11 protein-coding genes are annotated in these 19,224 nt (G+C 61.5%); 4 read left to right on the top strand and 7 right to left on the bottom strand.

Going from position 1 to position 19,224, the window contains the following annotated elements; genetic code table 11:
- Positions 1 to 636: 636 nt before the first annotated feature.
- From ACKVY0_RS06160 to ACKVY0_RS06135, 6 genes are all read right to left on the bottom strand, one after another.
- Positions 637 to 2,334: a PQQ-binding-like beta-propeller repeat protein gene (locus tag ACKVY0_RS06160; protein WP_409213916.1), complete on the bottom strand. Its 1,698-nt coding sequence runs from the start codon at positions 2,332 to 2,334 to the stop codon at positions 637 to 639.
- Positions 2,331 to 2,690 (bottom strand): hypothetical protein, encoded by a 360-nt coding sequence (locus ACKVY0_RS06155; RefSeq protein ID WP_409213915.1) that lies wholly within the window; start codon positions 2,688 to 2,690, stop codon positions 2,331 to 2,333. The genes ACKVY0_RS06160 and ACKVY0_RS06155 overlap by 4 nt, the downstream gene beginning before the upstream one ends.
- A gap of 64 nt (positions 2,691 to 2,754) precedes the next feature.
- Positions 2,755 to 2,958, bottom strand: coding sequence for a hypothetical protein (locus tag ACKVY0_RS06150; RefSeq protein WP_409213914.1), 204 nt, complete (start codon positions 2,956 to 2,958; stop codon positions 2,755 to 2,757).
- Between the two features lie 30 nt (positions 2,959 to 2,988).
- On the bottom strand, positions 2,989 to 5,265 hold the full coding sequence (locus ACKVY0_RS06145) for a PQQ-binding-like beta-propeller repeat protein (RefSeq protein WP_409213913.1): 2,277 nt from the start codon (positions 5,263 to 5,265) through the stop codon (positions 2,989 to 2,991).
- A gap of 172 nt (positions 5,266 to 5,437) precedes the next feature.
- The gene (locus ACKVY0_RS06140; protein WP_409213912.1) at positions 5,438 to 6,766 is read right to left on the bottom strand and encodes a carbon-nitrogen hydrolase family protein; all 1,329 of its coding nucleotides are present in this window, start codon (positions 6,764 to 6,766) and stop codon (positions 5,438 to 5,440) included.
- Positions 6,767 to 6,928: 162 nt separating this feature from the next.
- A complete protein-coding gene (locus tag ACKVY0_RS06135; protein WP_409213911.1) occupies positions 6,929 to 9,643 on the bottom strand; it encodes a zinc-dependent metalloprotease in 2,715 nt (904 codons plus the stop codon).
- A 230-nt stretch (positions 9,644 to 9,873) separates the two neighbouring features.
- Between ACKVY0_RS06135 and ACKVY0_RS06130 the strand changes: the two genes are divergently transcribed.
- A complete protein-coding gene (locus ACKVY0_RS06130; protein WP_409213910.1) occupies positions 9,874 to 10,782 on the top strand; it encodes a hypothetical protein in 909 nt (302 codons plus the stop codon).
- Between the two features lie 485 nt (positions 10,783 to 11,267).
- Positions 11,268 to 13,703 (top strand): carboxypeptidase regulatory-like domain-containing protein, encoded by a 2,436-nt coding sequence (locus tag ACKVY0_RS06125; protein WP_409213909.1) that lies wholly within the window; start codon positions 11,268 to 11,270, stop codon positions 13,701 to 13,703.
- A 120-nt stretch (positions 13,704 to 13,823) separates the two neighbouring features.
- Here ACKVY0_RS06125 and ACKVY0_RS06120 read toward each other — a convergent pair whose 3' ends face one another.
- Positions 13,824 to 15,533, bottom strand: coding sequence for a helicase associated domain-containing protein (locus ACKVY0_RS06120; RefSeq protein WP_409213908.1), 1,710 nt, complete (start codon positions 15,531 to 15,533; stop codon positions 13,824 to 13,826).
- Positions 15,534 to 15,646: 113 nt separating this feature from the next.
- Between ACKVY0_RS06120 and ACKVY0_RS06115 the strand changes: the two genes are divergently transcribed.
- Positions 15,647 to 17,818 carry a DUF1549 domain-containing protein gene (locus ACKVY0_RS06115; protein WP_409213907.1) on the top strand — a complete coding sequence of 724 codons (2,172 nt, stop codon included), beginning with the start codon at positions 15,647 to 15,649 and terminating at the stop codon, positions 17,816 to 17,818.
- Positions 17,819 to 17,874: 56 nt separating this feature from the next.
- A complete protein-coding gene (locus ACKVY0_RS06110; protein WP_409213906.1) occupies positions 17,875 to 19,173 on the top strand; it encodes a DUF1501 domain-containing protein in 1,299 nt (432 codons plus the stop codon).
- Positions 19,174 to 19,224: the final 51 nt, after the last annotated feature.

Below are 19,224 nucleotides of genomic sequence, written 5' to 3'. Positions count from 1 at the left end.
GTCAGGCTCCCTCTCCCCGGCGAGAGACTTGTTTTGCGTTTGGCTTTCTTTCCGGGGAGAGGGTCGGGGTGAGGGGCCAGATTTGCACCTGGGAATAGGGGCGTCATTATTGCTTAACGGCATTGCCGCTAATCCCAGCACCGCACTGGTAAAACGATGGCTTTTGACGCCTAAACATGGATTTGGGGCGTGGAAACAATGATTTGGCATGCGGAAACGTTAATTTGGGAGACAAAAACCTTAATTTAGCATGCGGAAACTCTAATTTGGCATGCGGAAACATTAACTTGGCATGCGGAAACCTTAACTTGGCATGCGGAAACGTTAATTTGGCATGCGGAAACCTTAACTTGGGAGGCGGAAACGTTCATTTTGAAGGTGGAAACATGGATTTGAGCCATAAAAGCAATCATCCGGGACCGTGAAAACGGTGAAAACGGGGTCAGGCAAAAAATTGACAAACAGAATCGCGAAGAACCTAAGCAGCCGGGTTTGCCATTGGCGGTATGTTCGAATGACTTGAGATCAGCCGCAGCGGCAAGCAGGCTTGTTTTTTCTGAACCGAGTGGGTGGAGGCATGAAAAAGGCGGACCTTTGCAGGCCCGCCTTCGTGATTCAATCGCTCGAGGTTGTCGATTACTTCGCCTCGGGAGCCTTGGCACCTTCTTTGAAGCAGTAGAGGTGCGTGTGGGTGGTGACGTAAAGGCAACCGTTGGCGGCGACGACGCTGCTGAGCAGCGGGGAGGGGAACTCGATGGTCTTGAGTTCCTTCAGCTCCTTGCCTTCGGCGAGGATGAAGAGTTCGCCTTCTTCGTTGCCGATCCAGACTTTGCCATCCACCACGACGGGGCTGGCCCAGATGTGGCCTTTGGTGTCGAACTTCCAGTATTCTTTGCCGGTCTTGGCGTCGAGGCAGAAGAGGCGGCCGGTGTAGTCGGCGGCATAGACGAGACCGTCTTTGACGGCGGGGGTGGAGATGGTGCGCTCGATGCCTTTGAAGGTCCAGACGGCTTTGCCGCTGAGGTCGCCGGTGCCTTTGGGGTCGATGCAACTCAGGCAGCCGACGCCTTCGCCGTGCTCGGGGTCCTGGCCGATGGGGACATAGACGAGGCCGTCATAGACGGTGGGGGTGGCGATGATTTCGCTGGGGCCGTCGTATTCGACGTATTTGATGGGTTCGCCTTTGTCGTTCTTGCGATACTCGGGCGGGTTGGCGTCATAGCGCCAGTGTTCGACGAGGATGTCGAGGTCTTCGGCGTTCTTTTTGGTCTCGGGGGCCATGGAATAAACCCAGCCGTCACCGGCGGCGAAGATGATCTGCTTTTTGCCGCCGACTTCGAGGTAGTTCGGCGAGGACCAGGAGCAATGCAGCACGCGCTCGGAGGCGACGTGGTCTTGCTCACCGAGCAGCGTGCCTTTTTCAGCATCGAGCATGATGAAGCTGGGGGAATTGGGCGCGGGGATGTTGGTGTGGGTCCAATCGACGCCGTTGCAGGTGGGGACGAAGACTTTGCCATCAACGATGAGCGGGTAGCCGGCGGTGGCGTTGTGCTGGAAGACGCCGAGTTCTTTGTACATGTCATACACCCAGAGGATGTCGGCGTCGGTGGTGCCAGGAGTGAGCGGAGGCGTGGGCTTGCCGTCTTTGTCGAGTGGGGCCATGAAGGCACCTTCGTCCTGCATGCCCTGGTTGCCATTGGCGAGGCCGTTGACATCCATGCAGATGATCTGGCAGCGGTTGCCGGGAACGTAGGCCTTGTCGCCGATGATGGTGGGGCTGGCGCAGATGCCGAGGTATTCCCAGTCATTGACCTTGCCGCTGCCCATCTTGGGCGAAACAAGCTGCCAGAGGAAGTTGCCGGTCTTTTCTTCAAAGACCATGACGTTGCCGCGGTCGCCGATGTGTTTCGGATCACGCGGGGATTCGTTGTTGGTGCCGACATAGACCTTGCCATCGGCGATCATCGGCGTGCCATAGGTCTGCGAACCGAGCTTGGCGACCCAGAGGCAGTTCTTGGTGGTGCTCATGTCGATGTCTTCCGCGCCGGGGAGTTTGTTGGCTTCCTGTGCATCGGGACGGAGGCGTCCGGCTTCTTTGGGCGCGGCCTTGGGGCCGTATTTCTTACCGGGATCAAAGTCGATGGGCAGACCTTTTTCGTCGGACACCATGTTGCGGGTGTTGCCGCCGCCCCATTGGGCGTAGTCTTTGCCAGTGGCGGCGGGCGCGGTTGCCTTGGCAGGCTCGGATTCGGTCTTCTTACCGCATGAGGTCATCAAGAGCGGTGCCGAGGCGACGAGTGCCGCAGCGAGGAGGAGGGTGGGTTTGGTGGTCATGGAAGGGGCAATAAAGTGGCAACAGTGGATCGCTTGAGGCGTAAGGTTTGTCGGGAACCTGAAAAGGAAACGTCAAATAGGCTGAAAAAGTTCATCTGCCCCAGCAGAAGCGGAGCGTCCTCGAAAAGAGTCCACGCAAAAGCCAGTGCCACGGGATCGAAGCCTTCGATGCTAGCTTTGAGAAGAAGGGGGAATGCTGGGAGGCGAGCTAGGTTGCCCGTGAGCTTGAGCGGCTTGCCAGCTCCCCATTTGCCGCCGAGTTTGAGTCCGACCTGGTACGGCAGAACGCTTACCATTGAGCCAGAGTCGATCATGGCGACTCCATGGTGCTGCTGCTCCTGCAAGCCGAGTGTCAAAGGTAGATAAGCCAGCGCGGGGCCTGCTACTCCCTCAAGTCCAGGGCGATACGGAAATGTTCGCTCAGACTCCATCGACTTCGGCCATCATCTTCGGCTCTCCGAGTAGTTGTCCCAACACTTTCGCGGCCTCGTGGGCGTCATACTGGCTCCAGATCTCGATTTCACCGTTGGGAGCGATTTCCTCAAACATCGCGTTCAAAGCGTCCTGTGACGTGGGCAACGTCGTGACATTAGCGATCACAGACTTTGGAGGTGTAATGGTCATGGAGGATGATAGGTAAAGGAAGCCGCCAGATCAATTGTTCTGAGTCACACTCAAATTATCCAGATACACACGCTTCTGATTCAGCGGTGTGAAGCCAAAGATGCCGGGGGAGCCATTTTTATGGGCGCGGGGGACTTTGACTTCGATGGTCCAGGCGGCGGGCTCGGGCTGGGCTTTGTCCCACACTTTGGCCAGCACGAGACCGCTGCCATCCGCAGCGACATCGACGCGGGTCTTGAGCGTGTACCAAGTGTTGGCGGTGACTTTGAAGACGGCTTCCTGCTTGAGGCGCTCGAGGTTGGAGCTGACTTCGAGTTTGCCGGCATTGCCGCGCAGGCAGATGAGGTAGCGCTGGTTAATGAGGCCGATGTCGGACTTGGACCGGGCGCTGCCGTCGGTCATCACGTCGGCCTGCATGGTGTAGTTGGAGAGATTCGACGGGGCGATGAAGACGGTGCCACGCTGGAACAGCAGGCGGTCGAAGGTCTTGGCGAAGACTTTCTGGCCGTTGACCTCACGCACGTCGAATTTGAAGCGTGCGCCGATCCATGGGAGCGGCGGGTAGGCAAACTTCACGCCTTCGGTGGGCTGGTCTTCCTTGAGGTCGTAACCGTCGAAGTTTTCGACCAGCGGCAGGTTGCGCAGGCCGCGACCACGAATGGTGCCGAAGAGGCCGTCCGGTGCGGTGGCCTTAAAGGCACCGGCGCTGGCTTTGGCATCGGCGGCGACTTCGAGTTCGCCTGCGTCGTTGAATTTGGCGTCCATGGTGGCCTTCACCTTGGCGGTGGGCGGGATGAAGGACTCCCATTTCACGCCTTGGACGTTGTCGCTGACGATGAAGCCGTTCGCATCAATGCTGCGGATGCGGAAGGCCTGTTTGCCGCCGGTCATGATGACGGTTTCGGCAGGAACGATCTGCAAAGCGACCGCTTTGCCGGCGGCGGGGATTTCAGCGACGGGTGCGGCATCGACCTTGATGCCTTCGTTCGGAATCGGGAAGGCGTAAAGATGCTTGGTGGTCGTCACATACAACGTGCCATCGCAAACGCTCGGTGCGCCGAGGCAGTCGCCGTCGAGTTTGATCTCCTGGACGATTTCGGCGTCTGTTTCGCCGGGTTTCACGATGACGAGCTTGCCTTCCATCATCGGGCAATAGAGCAGGCCATCGACGTAGAGCGGCGAGGAGTGCAGGTTGGCGTTGCTGAGCTTTTTCTTCCACATGTCAGCGCCCGTGTTGGCGTTGATGGCGTAAAGTTCGGCACCGTCGGTGAGCTGGTAAATGACATCGCCAACAAGAACCGGCGAGCTGCTGGTGGCACCGATCGGGTTGCGCCAGACTTCGATGCTGGGCTCCAAGGTGGTGGCCTCAAGCACGGGCGGGACTGGGGCGGCGAGCTTCTCCGGCAGCTTGATACAGATCATGCGGCCTTTCTCTGAGTTATCCACGTTTTCATCGCCGTGAATGGCGATGAGGTTGCCCTTGTGCAGTACGACGGAAGGGTTCGCGCCGTTTTTGCAGATGGGCATCTTCCAGTACGGTTTGCCGCTGCGCGCATTGACGCAGACGATGTGGCCGCAGCCGGTGGTGAAATAGGCGACGCGTTTGCCGTCACGAGTTTCCAGCACGGGCGTCGAGAACGAGCTGTCCACCGGTGGGCTGACGCCTGGGAGCGTCCACCAGACGAGTTCGCCGGTTTTTTTGTCGAAACCATAGGCACGATCGGCGGCGGGGCCGTCCGCGCCCCAATTGGAGAAGATGAAGTGGATGATGACGAGATCGCCTTCGATCACTGGACTGCCGACGCGTGCATTTGGGAAGGTCATGCGGCCGAAATCTTCCATGAGCGGCATCTCAAAGACTTTTTTGCCGTCGAGTTCGAAGCAAACGAAGACGCCCGCGTTGCTGACGAGATAGATGCGCTTCGTCTCAGGATCGACCGTCGGTGCGCCGATCGAGTAGCGGTTGTAGATCGAGTCGCTGAGGTAGTCGGGAATCTCGTGCTGCCAGAGCTGCTTGCCCGTTTTTGCGTCAAGGCAGGTCAGCAGCTCGATGAGATCCGTTGTTTCACCTTTGTAGCCCCAGAGGATGACTTTGCCATCCACCACCACCGGTGTGCCACGGCTGCGGATGTCCGTCGTCCAGGCGGGTGTGTCGGCGAGTTTGCCGGCCTTGGTGTAATGCTCCAGGCTCACGCCGTTTTGCAGCGGGCCGCGCCAGTTCGTCCAGTCATTGGCGTGAAGCAGGCTGGTCAGTGCCAGCGAGGCGGCGATCAAAGAACCGAAAGAAGTGCGAGGACGAGGATGCATGAGTTGGATTTGATAGGAGAAAAGGAACATCGTGAGCGTGTGCCGGGCTTCAATGCGATTTTCATACCTTTCGCAAGGGAGGCGGCAGCGGTGCCAACGGGGGATGGGTGAACGCGGCGCGTGCGCAAATTCTTACGGGCGTGGCAAGGCGCTGGCCGTGTCCAGATGAAGGTTACTCCTTCAATGACGGCGGCCTGTGGCTCTGAATCTGCGCTTTGAAGTCGCCGAGGCTGTTCCAGTGGGCGTGCTCGTTGAGATCGACTTCGGCGATGGCCAGCGTACCAAAGGTGGTGGCTTGGGCGAGGACGTCGCCGTAGTGATCGTAGATGCCGGAGATCATCCACTGGTGCTTGGTGGCGTCGGTGTAGGTGCTGCTGACGACATAGACATGGTTCTCACACGCACGGGCGGCGGCGAGCATGGGATTGCAGCCCCACACCGGCCAGGCGATGATTTCGGCGCCTTGGATGGTCAAGGCTCGCGCGACTTCGGGGAAGAAGCCGTCGTAGCAGATCATCATGCCGACTTTGCCAAAGCGGGTGTCGAACACGGGATAGTCGTGACCGGGGGTGATGCCGGCTTCGATCTCGCTGCGTGGCAGCGTGACTTTGCGATACTTGCCGATGAGTCGGCCATCGGGGCCGAGGAGGGCGGCGGTGTTGTAGAGGGTCTTGCCCTCGCGCTCGACGAGGCCGGCGACGATGTAGAGGTCGTGCTGTTGCGCGAGCTTGCCAAAGTACTCGGTGCTGGGGCCGGGAATGGTCTCGGCGCACTCCTCCATCTTCTTGCCGGTGCCGTAGTAGGTGAGGGTTTCGGGCAGGACGACGAGATCGGCCTTCTGTTTTGCCGCTTCAGCGATGAGCGGCGCGAACTGCGGCGGTTTGTCGGCAGGGTTCTTGCCGTCCTTCGGCTGGAGATGAATGGTCGCGAGCTTGACCTTGCGCGGAGTTGGTGCGGCCACGGCGGTGAGCGAAACTTCGCTCCACTCGACACGGGCGTTGGCGGCCCACTGAAGATAGAGCTCGATTTTCGCCTGCGTGGCCTTGAGCGGAGAGCGGAGCGTCTCTTCGCAGTGCGCCCACTTGTTGACTTCGCTGTCGGGAACATGCGGATACTCGGGTTCGGCACGCGGCACGGTGCCTTTGGCATAGCCTTGCTTCGCCGGTTCCTCCCAGGTGACGGGATTGCCTTTCTCATCCTGCCAGATCACGCGTGCATACACGCTGCGACGTGCTGTGGACATGGCGCTGGCCTTTTTCCATGCGCTGAACTGGTAATGCTCGCCGCCTTCCACCGGCAACGTGCGCGTCCAGCAGCCGATCCAGTGTTCACCGGGGCCGGTTTCAAGGATGAGGGATCCTTTGCCGTTGATGCCACCAGTGTTGCTGACGTTGGCATCGGGTTTTGCTTCGTCACGCGGCGACCAGAGTGACCAACCGTCGGAGAAGGCCGCTTGCGAGGCGGTGGCGAGGAGGCAGAGTAGGAGCGTGAGCGTTTTCATGTGCGAGAGTACGCGATTTGGCGAGGATGTCTTGAATGCGCTGGCCGTTTTGTGTCACCGCTATGCGATTCCATGCCAATCGACGCTGTATGCATGCTTCAACCGAGGGTTGGCACCCACGGCTATGATTGTGGCAGCCCTACGGGCTTGGAAGCTTCCGCCTCACTTCTCATCCAGCCCGCGGCGGATGCGATATTTGATCGCGAGCTGATGCGCGGGTGAATTGGCGAAGGGCATGGCTTTGATGCGCTCAAGCTGGAGCAGGGCGACGCTCTGGATGGCGTGGAAGTAGCCGCCGTTGTGGGCGATGCCGAGCAGGCGGGTCACATAGTCGAGCTGGAGGTTCTGGCGCATGGTGCTGACGGGTTGCGCGGGATCGTCGCCGGTGCAGATGGCGGTGGTGAGGGAAGTCATGACTTCATCCAGGCTGACTTCGTTGCCGTAGAGGGCGCTGTCCATGATGCGCTGCTGTGTGCTGGGATGCATGAGGTGATCCAGGAGCGAGCGCTGCATTTTGAACACGCGGTCGTGCAGTTTCGGGTCTTCGCCTTCGTCGCGATGCTCGAAACCGCGGCGCTGCTGCTGGAGGTGCGCGTAGAGTTCTGGCGGCGCGCTGAGAGCACCGGGGGCGAAGGCGTACTTCGCCAGCGCGGCCAAGGCGGCGCGCTGTTTGACGGCTTCGACGGGCTTGAGCGGCACGGTGCCGGCGGCCTGGCCCTGCACGGCGCGTTCCACCAGGACGCCGCCGACGTAGCGTGACATGGCGACGAGGGAGCTGCTGGCGTCGCTGGTGAGCGAGACGTAGGCCTGCGCGACTTCCTGCCAGCTCCTGCCGGGATCGGCGACGTCTTTGAGGATGTTCTTCAATTCGGCGCTCACCATCTCGCAGCGCTGCGTGCCGTAGGTGATGGGATCGCTGCTCATGTCAAAGAGCATGGCGCGCGGGTCGATGGCCTTGCCGACGGCACGCATGTCATCGGCGTCGTTGGCAAAGGCGAGTTCGGGCTGGTGCGAGTGGGCGGCGATGGCTTCGAGACGCTGCTGTTCTGCGACGGGATCTTCCAAGGACTCGCTGTAGCCGTAGTTGATGACCCAGTGGTCATACGGACCGGGTTTGGTGGTGAAGTACTGGCCCTGCGGGGTGCCTTTGGGCGCGATGTTGACTGGCGGGTAATCCATGACGGAGCCGGTGAGGCCGATTTTTTCGGTGATGGCGGCGTTGTGGACATCCACGGCATTGTGAAGCTGGCTGCCACGGAAGTTGTGGCTCAAACCGAGCGTGTGGCCGACCTCGTGCAGCGCGAGGTAGTAGAGCGATTCTTTGATGAGGCGGTCCACCTCGATGCGGTCGCTCTTTTGCAGGCGCAGCATGGTCTGGCCGAACATGAGGCCGTGGCGGGCGCTGCTGCACGCGGTGCAGGCATGGGGATCGAAGGCGTGCGTGCCGGCAGCGGTGTCGCTGGCGAGGCCGAGGTCGTCGAAGAGTTTTTTGGTGAGCAGGCGCTTGGTGATGAAGCTGTACTCCAGCATGATGTCGGCGCCGAGGAGTTCGCCGGTGCGCGGATTGGCAAAGCTGGGGCCGTAGCCGCCGAAGGGCGGGTTCACGCTGCTGGTCCAGCGCAGCACGTTGTGCTCGATGTCACCGGCGTCCCACTTGGCGTCGTCGGGCTGCTGTTTGACGACGACGGCGTCTTTGAAGCCGGCGGTTTCGAAGGCTTCGTTCCATTTGAGCACGGCGGCGCGGATGGTGTCGCGGAACTCGACGGGCGTGGTGTTTTCGATCCAGAAGGTGATCGGCGTCACGGGTTCGCTCAAGGCGGTGCCGGGCTTCTGTTTGACGAGATGCCAACGGTGAATGACATCGCGATAGGGTGCGACGTCGGTGCTGGTCATGTCGGTGATTTGATGCGTGAAGTAGCCGAGGCGAGGGTCGTCGAGGCGCGGCTTGAAATCGTTTTCCGGCATGGCGATGAGCGTGTGCTGCACCTGCACGCTGATGTAACGCGGATCAGTGACATCGGCCTCGGCCTCCCAGGTCGGCGTGGGGTTTTCATAGACGTATTCGGCGATGATGGCGGTGTTTTTCGGGTAGCCGTTGATGCGGACGATCTTCGACTTCGTCTCGGACAGGCGACCGAGCACGGCCTTGCCACCGGAGGTATCGCCGTGCTTCACCATGGTCAGGGTCTCGCGCAGAAATAGATTCGTGGCGGCGATGAGCACGCCCTCGGCATCTTCGGCGACGATGGTTTCGCTGGCGAGGATCGCTGGGCTGGTGTTCGCACGCTTCGCTTTGGCGAGGGCGTTCTGCGGATCGAAGTAGAGCGCGGTGTTGTGCTCGACGACCTCGATGCGGTCAAAGGCCTTACGCAGCCCGAAGACGATCGAGTCGCCGTAACGTCCGCGGTTGTGCCCAGCGGCGACGACGCCATCGACGCTGTGATTGAAGTAGATGAAGTCGGGGCCGAACTGGTTCTTCGCGACGAAGAGCCAGGCCACGCCTCTCTCGGTGTCGAGATACATGCGGAACAGGCCGTCGAGGCGCTGGTAGCCCTTGGTGAAATCGGCGACGGATTTGCGCTTCGGTTTCTCCTCCGCAGGCTTCGCCGCCGTCGGTGCGGGGGCCGCCGGGGCAGGGGTGGCCGTCTGCGCCGGTGTGGTGGGCTGTGAAGGCGGGTTGGGCAGGGGCTTACCGGGCACCGGCATCGGTTCTGGCTTCGGTTCCGGCTTGGGATCGGGCTTCGCTGGTTCTGGCTTGGGTTCCGGCTTCTTCGGCTCCGGTTTGGCCGGTTCCGGCTTCTTGGGCTCCACCGCCGCATGGAGGCTTGCAGTGCAGAAGGCAAATGTCAGGCAGGCAAGAAAGGCGCGGTAGGGCATGGGATGAGTGGATTGGGTTGAGCGGAAACATAACGTCACAGCCCGGCCTCTGCACACACTTCATGGTAAGAATGTGCTCGACAACATCCGCCATTTCTCACATTCTTGGCCTCGCACCGTTCACGGGCGGTGTGTTTTTCCTTTCCGCGCAGCACTGCACCAGAGGCACTGCCGGGTTGAGAGGGGGAGCAGGTTAAATCAGCCCCGCATTCACTCAACCATGACGGCTCATGATCTACCTCCGTTTCGACATGAACGACCCGCGTGTGGTGATGGATTCACCGAACGTACGACTTATCGACGGTCGCGGCGTCCTGCTGGAGCCGGGTGATAATCTTTACACGCAGCTCGCCCCCGGCACACCCGGCTATCAGGCACCGCTTTCACCGAAACCCAAACGTCACACCACCCTTTCCCTCGCCTCACTCAACCTACCTAACCCTATGCAACCGTTCCGCTACATCGTACAGCTCATCTCCACCCTCTTCACCTCACGCCCCGCCGCACGGCCCGCCATGGAGGAGGGCGAGTACCTCGACACCCTCGCCACCCGCAGCCAGCTCACCCGCCCGCAGGTGGAAAAACTCATCACCGAGATGTCCAGCCTCCATGTCGAGCTGGCACGCCAGACCATCCCCGTCGATTTCATCCTGCGGCGCTACCGCATCCAGCCCACCTGCGGCGGCCGCCTCAGCGGCCCTGATCCGAGCGATACCGAGGTGCGCGACACCCTCGGCTACTCCGTCATCGTCCACCCGGATGAGATCGACAAGGTGCGCGTCGATTGCCCCGTGGAAAAAGCCGGAGAAGCCGCCCAAAACGCCCCCAAAGTCACCAGCGTGCGCGCCCGCCCCGGCAATGTGGCCAATAAATACGCCGTCGGCCCTGGCCGCACCACCGAGGTCAATGGCACCAACTTCCGCGACCGCAGCACCAACGCACCCTGGCCCACCGCTTGTCTGATCGATGCCGCCGGAGCCCTCGTCACCGCCGTCGATGTCGCCGACTGCACCGGCCCCACCCGCCTCATCCTCTCCGGTGCCCCCGTCGGCACCACCGGCACCCTCTACCTCAAGCTCGTCGATGCCGACGGGCACTTCTCCGTCTGGGACCAAGAACTCACCCCCCACGCCGCGTGAGGCCCTGGACCACGGCCACTGGGTCGATGCCCGCACCTCCCCGTCCTACTCGTCCTCCTACTCCTACTCGTCCTCGATATGCACACGACCACCCCAGATTGCTGCGCTCCGAGGACGAGAACGAGGACGAGCGATGCCAAGCGTACGCCACCTCAATAGCCGCGTCCCCAGGGAGGCCACGCTGCACTCCCTCCCACCCGTCCGCAGCCCCCTGGGGGCACCTCTGCGGACCCCCAGGGGTCGCCATCGTACCTACCGGGGGTAGCCGCCGTACCCCCCAGGGGTCGCCTCCGCCCCCCCCGGGGGCAGCCCAACGCCCCCCGGGGGTCCGCTCCATACTCCCCCAGGGTCCGCGCTCGCCCCCCCCAGGGGTCACTCGACACTCCCCCAGGGTAGCTGTAATACCCCCCACCCCTCCTCACAGCACCCCCCGGGAGTCTTTTCGGGCAAAACCCGCCCTTTCGGCTAAAATCCCAGCTCTCACTATGAAAACCCGTCTGCTAGCCCTCACCCTGCTTGGCCTGCTCTCCATGCCGCTCCACGCCCAGACCATCACCACCCAAACGGTGGACCTCGGCACCTCTACGAATGCCAGTACCGGCCAATACACCTCTCAAGCCATCGTCGCCGGAAACCCGGCTGTTGCCTATTACAACGCGTCGAAAGCGAGCCTGATGTTTGCCCGCAATAGCGCGGCGGACGGCTCAGGGACGTGGGCGATCACCACGGTGGACACCGTCGGCACCGTGGGACGGTACTGCTCGCTGGCGGTGGTAGGTGGTTACCCGGCCATCAGCTATTACGACTTTACCAACAGCGACCTCAAATACGCGCGCAACAGCGCGGCGGATGGCTCAGGCACGTGGACGATTACCACTGTGGACACCGGCGGCAACGTGGGCCAATACACCTCGCTGGCTGTGGTGGGCGGCACCCCGGCCATCAGCTACTATGACGTTACTAACCAAGACCTCAAATACGCACGCAATAGCGCGGCGGATGGCTCGGGCACATGGACGATTGCCAGCGTGGACACCGCCGGCTCCGTGGGCCAATACACTGCGCTAGCGGTGGTAGGCGGTTACCCAACAATCAGCTACTACGACGGGACCAACGCTGACCTCAAATGCGCACGTAACAGCGCGACGGATGGATCGGGCACTTGGGCGCTCAGCAGCGTGGACACAGGCGGTAACGTGGGCCAATTCACCGCGCTAGCAGTGGTGGGCGGTTACCCGGCCATCAGCTACTACGACGTGACCAGTAAAGACCTCAAATACGCGCGCAACAGCGCGGCGGATGGCTCGGGCACCTGGACGCTCAGCAGCGTGGACACCGTCGGCTCCGTGGGCCAATACACCGCACTAGCGGTGGTGGGCGGATACCCAACAATCAGCTACTACGACGGGACCAACTTCGACCTCAAGTATGCACGTAACAGCGCGGCAGATGGCTCAGGCACCTGGACGCCCACTATTACGGATGCTGGCGTGCAGGGCGGCGACGTGGGCTATTACACCTCGCAGGCCATCATCAATGGCAACCCGGCCATCAGCTACTTGGACGCGGCCAACGCTGACCTCAAATACGCGCGCAACAGCGCGGCGGATGGCTCAGGCACGTGGACGATTACCAGCGTGGACACCCTCGGCGACGTAGGCCTCTACACCTCGCTGGCGGTGGTGGGCGGCAAGCCGGCCATCAGCTACCACGACGCGACTAACCAATACCTCAAATACGCGCGCAACAGCGCGGCGGATGGCTCAGGCACGTGGATGATTACCACTGTGGACACCGGCTCCGTGGGGGAATACACCTCGCTGGCGGTGGTGGGCGGTTACCCAGCCATCAGCTACTACGACCGTGGCAACGCTGACCTCAAATACGCGCGCAACAGCGCGGCGGATGGCTCGGGAACCTGGACACTCACCAGTGTGGACACAGTCGACGACGCGGGCCAATACACCTCGCTGGCGGTGGTGGGCGGCAAGCCGGCCATCTGCTACTGCGCCAAGATCAACACCTTCGGCAATATCAACGGCGTCCTCAAATACGCGCGTAACAGTGCGGCGGATGGCTCGGGCACCTGGACGCTCACCACGGTGGACAACGGCGTGGGCTTAGGCAGTGTGGGCGAATACACCTCGCTGGCGGTGGTGGACGGCAAGCCTGCCATCAGCTACTTCGACGCGACCAACGCTGACCTCAAATACGCGCGCAATAGCGCGGTGGATGGCTCAGGCACGTGGGCGCTCAGGAGCGTGGAAACCGTCAGCGCCGTGGGCCAATACACCTCGCTGGCGGTAGTGGGCGGCTACCCGGCCATCAGCTACTACGACCTTGGCAACGCTGACCTCAAATATGCGCGCAACAGCGCGGCGGATGGCTCGGGCACATGGATGCTCTTCAGCGTGGACACAGTAGACCTCGTGGGCCAATTCACCTCTTTGGCCGTAGTGGGCGGCAACGCGGCTATCAGCTACTACGACGAGATCAAGGACAGCCTGAAGTGGGCCAAGCTGACATTCGACGCAGACAACGACGGCCTACCTGACGCCTGGGAGGTCGCGATGTTTGGTGCGACCAGTGGCCATGGTCCCCTGGACGACGACGATCACGACGGCCTCGTGAACCTGCTGGAGCTGGCCTTCGGCAAGAATCCGACGCTGCCCAATGGCTCAGCATTGCCTCCCGCGAGCAATGAAGGAGGCTACCTGACGATGTCGATCCCCAAGCGACCCTGGGTGACCTATGAAGTGCAAAGCGCAGGCTCCCTGCTGCCTGCCCTGCCGGATTCCTTCAGTGCCACCAGCACCACGGTGCTCATCAACGATGCCACCACGCTCAAGGTGCGTGACAACTTCCTCATCGGCACCTCACCGCCCCGCTTTATGCGCGTGAAGGTGATGGCGGCGCCGTAGCGAGCAGACTTTGAGACTGGGAGACTTTGAGACGGGGAGACTGGGAGACTGGGAGACGGGGAGACGGGGAGACTGGAGGCGCTCCTCCTCTCATCGTCTCATCGTCTCATCGTCTCATCGTCACCCCGTCTTCCGCCTCACGCGGTGGCCAGGGCTCGGCCATTCGAAGCCGAGGGCGTCGAGGCGGGCTTTTTGCTCGGGTGGCATCACGCCCTGCTGGAGCCTGATGCGCTGGTTGTCCCGCCAGTGCATGAGGCCGGGGCTGGTTTGATTGGTCTTGGTGACATGGAGATGGCCGTACTGTTCCTTGAAGGCCACTAGCTCGGCCAAGCGTCCCTCCCAACCCTTCGAGTAGTGGAGCTTGGCGGACTTCCAGACGAAGCCGATGGCCTCCAGGCGCGCAGCGCGGTCTGGGCGCAGGGGCGGCTCGTCCTTGTAGGCACCTTTGTGTTTGAGTCGCTGACGCATCACCCACTTGCCAAGGTCGGGGTTGGCCGCCCAGGCAGCGGGCACCTGACAGTGACCGTGGGCCTGCTTGAAGGCGCAGAGCTGGGTGAACCTGGTCTCCCAGATCTGCTCGTTGTATTCCTCCTTGCTGACAGGCGGGCGCGCGGGGCACACCCACTCGAAGCCGATGGCGTCGAGCCGCGCCTTGCGCGCGGGGGAGAGCGTGCCTTTGCGGAGATTGACGCGCTGGTTGTCCCGCCAGTTCATGAGGCCTGGGGAGGTCTCGCTCTTGAGGGTGACACGCAGGTGGCCGTGGCGCTGCTGGAAGGCCACCAGCTCGGCGAAGCGCCGCTCCCAGCCTACGGCATTGGGCTGTTGGGAGGCTTTCCAGACGAAGCCCAGAGCCTCCAGGCGTGCGATGCGCTCCGGGAGCAGGGCGGCCTCGTCTTTGAGGGGGCCTTTGCGTTTGCGCCGCTGCCTGATCACCCATTTGCCCAGCCCTGGGCATGCCGGGTAGGAGGGAGGCACCTGGCAGTGACCGTGCTCCGCTTGGTAGGCCGCGAGCTGGGCGAACATGGCTTCCCAGCGCTCCTCATTATATACCTCCTTGCTCACGGGCGGGCGTGTGGGGCACACCCACTCGAAGCCGATGGCGTCGAGCCGCGCCTTGCGCACGGGAGTGAGAGTGCCGTTGTGCAGGTTGATGCGCTGATTGTCCCGCCAATGCATGAGGCCGGGGGAGATCTCACTCTTGAGGGTGACGCGCAGGTGGCCGTGCTGCTGCTGGAAGGCCACCAACTCGGCGAAGCGTGCCTCCCAGCCTGCGTTGAAGTGGGGCTTGCTGCTCCTCCAGAGAAAGCCAGCCTGGTCCAGACGCTCCTTGCGCTCCGGGGGCACGCGGTTGTGGCAGTTGGCACAGCGCAGGTTGATGACCCAATTGGCCAGGGAGGGGTTGCGCTTCCAGCGGGTCGGCACCTCGCAGTGACCGTGCTCGGCCTTGAAGGCCAGCAATTGGGCAAACTGCTCCTCCCAGCGCCGGTCAGCGGAGCGCCGCGCGCTGCGCTCATCAGCATGGAAGTCCCACTCAAACCCCAGCGCCTCCAGCGCCCGCTGCTGCTCAGAGTCAAGCCTGCCCTTGTGAAACAGCTCGCTCTGCTCTGCCAGCCACGCTCCCAGACGCGGATGCTCCCGGCAGCGCAGCGGCACGAAGCAGTGCCCGTGCTCGATCTTGTATTGAACCAACTGGTGCAGCCAGCTCTCCCAGCCCGCGTGATCCACGGCAGTAGTCTGCGGCAGCGCCTCGTGCGCGTCGCTTGTAGGGTGACTCAATTGACTCTCCGCAGCCATCGGCAGCATGCTGCCAGAGTGAACCTTCGCTGGCAAGAGCGGGATAGCCGTGCGTAGCGCTCCTCCTCTCATAGTCTCATAGTCTCCCCGTCTTCCGGCGCGTGCAAATATTTCGGTAAGAGCGGTGCATCCCTTGCGTTACAGGCTTCATGAACGCCCCCCGCCTTCTCTTTGCCTGCCTCACACTCACCACTGCCTCGCTCTCGGCTGCCATGCTGCCGGAGAGCCAGAAGATCGACCAACTCCTCGCCCAAGGCTGGGGAAAGGCCGGTGTGAAGCCCAACGCGCCCGCTAGCGATGATGTGCTCGTCCGCCGCCTCTATCTCGACATCGCGGGCCGCATCCCTACCATTGAGGAAGCCACCGCTTACAAGGAGTCGAATGATCCGCAGAAGCGCGCGAAGCTGATCGACGCGCTGCTGGCCTCCGATGGCTATACCAGCCACATGTTCAACTACTGGGCGGACATCCTGCGCCTCTCCGACAACGTCAAAGGCCGCCTCACGGCTGAGGCGTATGAAGAGTGGCTCAAGAAGCAGCTCAAGGCCAACACGCCGTATGATCAGTTCGTGAAGAACCTGCTCACCACCGACGGTGGCGTGTGGGACAGCGGCAGCATTGGCTTCTGGCAGCGGGACGAGAACAAGCTCGACCACCTCGCCTACACCGTGCAGGTCTTCCTCGGTACCAACATCGTCTGCGCGCAGTGCCACAACCATCCCTTCGATAAATGGACGCAGATGGACTACTACCACATGGCCGCCTTCACCAACGGCATGGACACCAAGGGCAACGGCTTCAACATCAAGGGCAGCAGCAGGCCGGAGCTGGACAAAAAAACCATCCAGGCCATGAGCAAGCAGGACCAGAAAGCCTACCGCGACAAGATGCAGGCCGAGCGCAAAAAGCTGGAGTCCGGCACCAACAAAGAAGACATGCAGAAGGTCAAACAGGCCATGCAGGACGTGATGAAGCCCCTGCGCTACACCAGCGCCGAGTGGCAGGAAGGCAAGCTGCCCACGCTGCCGCATGATTACCAGTACAAGGACGCCAAGCCCGGCGAAAAGGTCGCCGCGAAGGCCATGTTCGGCCACGAGGCCGAACTGAAGCCCGGCCAGACCACGATCCAGTCCTTCGCCAATTGGATGACGAATCCGCAGAACCCGCGCTTCACCACCGTCATCGCCAATCGCATGTGGAAGAAGGCCTTTGGCATCGGTTTGATCGAACCCGTCGATGAACTGACCGACAGCACCGTCGCCAGCAATCCCGCGCTCATGGATTACCTCAGTGAGCTGATGGTCGAGCAAAAATACTCGCTCAAATCCTTCCTCCGCGTGCTGTACAACACGGACACCTACCAGCGCGCCGCCACCACGCAGGAAGTGCAACTCGGCGAGGCCTACCACTTCACCGGCCCCATCCTTCGCCGCATGAGCGCCGAGCAGGTGTGGGACTCCTTCGTCACCTTGGACAAAGGCAACGTCGATGACAGCGTCGATGCAGAAAATACCCGCCTGCACCAGTATCTCGACGATCTCTCGATGTTCCTCAGCACGATCAAAGAGAAAGGGCCTGAAGGCCTGGTCCAGATCGCCAAAGCCAACGCTGACAAGCTGGCCGCCAATCAGAAGAAGCTCGACGAGATGAAAGCGCAGATGGCCGCCATCAAAGACAAAGGTGGGGACACCGCAGCGCAAGCCAAAGACCTCGCCCGCCAAGCCCAGCAGCTCCGCAAAGAAACCGAGCGCGACTTCCTCATCGGCCTCGTTGGCGAAGAGCGTGCCGCCGACCTCCGCCAAGGCTACAACGCCAAGCAACCGGAAAAAACCAAGCGTCCGCAGATTGATCCCAAACAGCTCGCCAGCATGACCAAGGAGCAGCGCCGCGAGTTCATGAAGAGCTTCAATCGCAAAGATGGCAAAACCAGTGGTGGCAAAGACATCAACCTCGCCACCCGCGCCTCCGAACAGCCCAGCCCCGCCCGCCCCGGCACCTTCCTGCGCACCTTCGGCCAAAGCGACCGCGAACAGATCCAAAACGCCTCTGAAGACGCCTCCGTGCCACAAGCGCTCACGATGCTCAACGGCCCTGTCGCCGAGATCCTCAGCAGCCCCGCCTCCAAGCTCAATCAAGACCTCGCTAAGGCCGATTCACCCGCCAAGAAGATCAACACCCTCTACCTCGCCCTCCTCGGCCGCCAGCCCACCGCGAATGAGCAAGGCGTGCTGAACGGCGTCATCCAAGAGCGCGGTGACAAAGCCGTGGCGGATGTCACGCATGCGCTGATCACCGGATCACAGTTCCTCTTTGTGCAATAACATAGGTCATATAGGACCTATTCGACTTATAGAACCACCCCACCCCGCCACCCACCATGAAAACGCTGCTCCACACCGCTGACGACCAAAGCCGCCGCGACTTCGCCAAAAACATCGCCAAGACCTGTCTCGGCGTTTCTGTCATGAGTGCTCTCGCGCCGCGTGGCTTTGCCGCGCCGTTTGAAGGCGCTTCCAAGCTCAAACAGGCCGCCACGGCCAAGCGCGTGATCTATTTGTACATGTCCGGCGGCATGACGCATCTGGATACCTTCGGTGTCGTGCCGGGAGCGGATACCATGGGCAGCACCAAGGCCATCAAGACCTCAGCCGACGGCGTGCAGGTCAGCGAGTACCTGCCTGAAACCGCCAAGATGATGCATCGCGGTGCCATCATCAATTCGCTCTCCTCCACGCAGGGTGCCCATGCGCAGGGGAACTACTTCCAGCACACCAGCTACACCATGCGCGGTGCCACACGGCATCCCACGATGGGCGCTTGGCTGCAAAAATTCCAAGGCAAGGGCAACACCGACCTCCCCGGCTCCGTCATTATCACTGGCGACAGCAAACACGCCGGTGGTGGATTCTTCGAGGCTGCATTCCAGCCGCTCATCCTCAACGATCCCGCCAAAGGCCTGCAAAACAGCCACCGGCCCGCCAGCCTCAGCGAGAGCGACTTCGACTACCGCCTCGGCCTCTCCGCCAAGCTCGATCAAGGCTTTCGCCAAGCCTACAACTACAACGGCGTCAAAGCCTACGCCGAGGTCTATAAAGACGCCATCAAGGTCATGAAGAGCGAGGATCTCACCGCCTTCGACCTCAGCAAAGAATCCGCTGAAACGCATGCCGCGTATGGCGAAGGCTCCTTCTCCCAAGGCTGCCTCCTCGCACGTCGCCTCATCGAGCACGGCGTGAAGTTCGTTGAAGTAACCCTTGGTGGCTGGGACATGCATCAAGACATCTACGCACGCCTCCCTGAACGCGCCGCCGACCTCGACAAAGCCCTCGGCACCCTCCTTGCCGATCTCGACCGCCGTGGCCTGCTCGATGACACACTCGTCGTCCTCACCTCCGAATTCGGTCGCACACCGAAGATCAATCAGAACGACGGCCGCGACCACTATCCGAAAGCCTTCAGCTCCGTCCTCTGGGGCGGCGGCATCGCCGGTGGTCAGGTCTATGGCAAGACCGACAAAGGCATCGAAGTCACCGAAAACAAGATCACCCCGCCCGACTTCAACGCCACCATCGCCTTCGCCCTCGGTCTGCCGCTCGACCTCGTGCTCTACAGCAGCAGTAAGCGCCCCTTCACGGTTACCGACAAAGGCCAGCCGATCACGAGCCTGTTTGGTTAAGATTGTAGCCAAGCTCGCCAGAGCTTGGACTGGCGCTCCGTAAACACCCGT

This window comes from Prosthecobacter sp., from assembly GCF_046154365.1.
Classification (GTDB): Bacteria; Verrucomicrobiota; Verrucomicrobiia; order Verrucomicrobiales; family Verrucomicrobiaceae; genus Prosthecobacter.
The sequence above is the reverse complement of the archived record's forward strand: the minus strand, read 5'-3'. Positions and strand labels throughout refer to the sequence as shown.

What these genes read in the sequence shown, in the direction of transcription:
- ACKVY0_RS06160 (WP_409213916.1), bottom strand. Translation starts at nt 2,334, where the DNA reads ATGACCACCAAACCCACCCTCCTCCTCGCTGCGGCACTCGTCGCCTCG.
- ACKVY0_RS06150 (WP_409213914.1), bottom strand. Translation starts at nt 2,958, where the DNA reads ATGACCATTACACCTCCAAAGTCTGTGATCGCTAATGTCACGACGTTG.
- ACKVY0_RS06145 (WP_409213913.1), bottom strand. Translation starts at nt 5,265, where the DNA reads ATGCATCCTCGTCCTCGCACTTCTTTCGGTTCTTTGATCGCCGCCTCG.
- ACKVY0_RS06140 (WP_409213912.1), bottom strand. Translation starts at nt 6,766, where the DNA reads ATGAAAACGCTCACGCTCCTACTCTGCCTCCTCGCCACCGCCTCGCAA.
- ACKVY0_RS06135 (WP_409213911.1), bottom strand. Translation starts at nt 9,643, where the DNA reads ATGCCCTACCGCGCCTTTCTTGCCTGCCTGACATTTGCCTTCTGCACT.
- ACKVY0_RS06130 (WP_409213910.1), top strand. Translation starts at nt 9,874, where the DNA reads ATGATCTACCTCCGTTTCGACATGAACGACCCGCGTGTGGTGATGGAT.
- ACKVY0_RS06125 (WP_409213909.1), top strand. Translation starts at nt 11,268, where the DNA reads ATGAAAACCCGTCTGCTAGCCCTCACCCTGCTTGGCCTGCTCTCCATG.
- ACKVY0_RS06115 (WP_409213907.1), top strand. Translation starts at nt 15,647, where the DNA reads ATGAACGCCCCCCGCCTTCTCTTTGCCTGCCTCACACTCACCACTGCC.
- ACKVY0_RS06110 (WP_409213906.1), top strand. Translation starts at nt 17,875, where the DNA reads ATGAAAACGCTGCTCCACACCGCTGACGACCAAAGCCGCCGCGACTTC.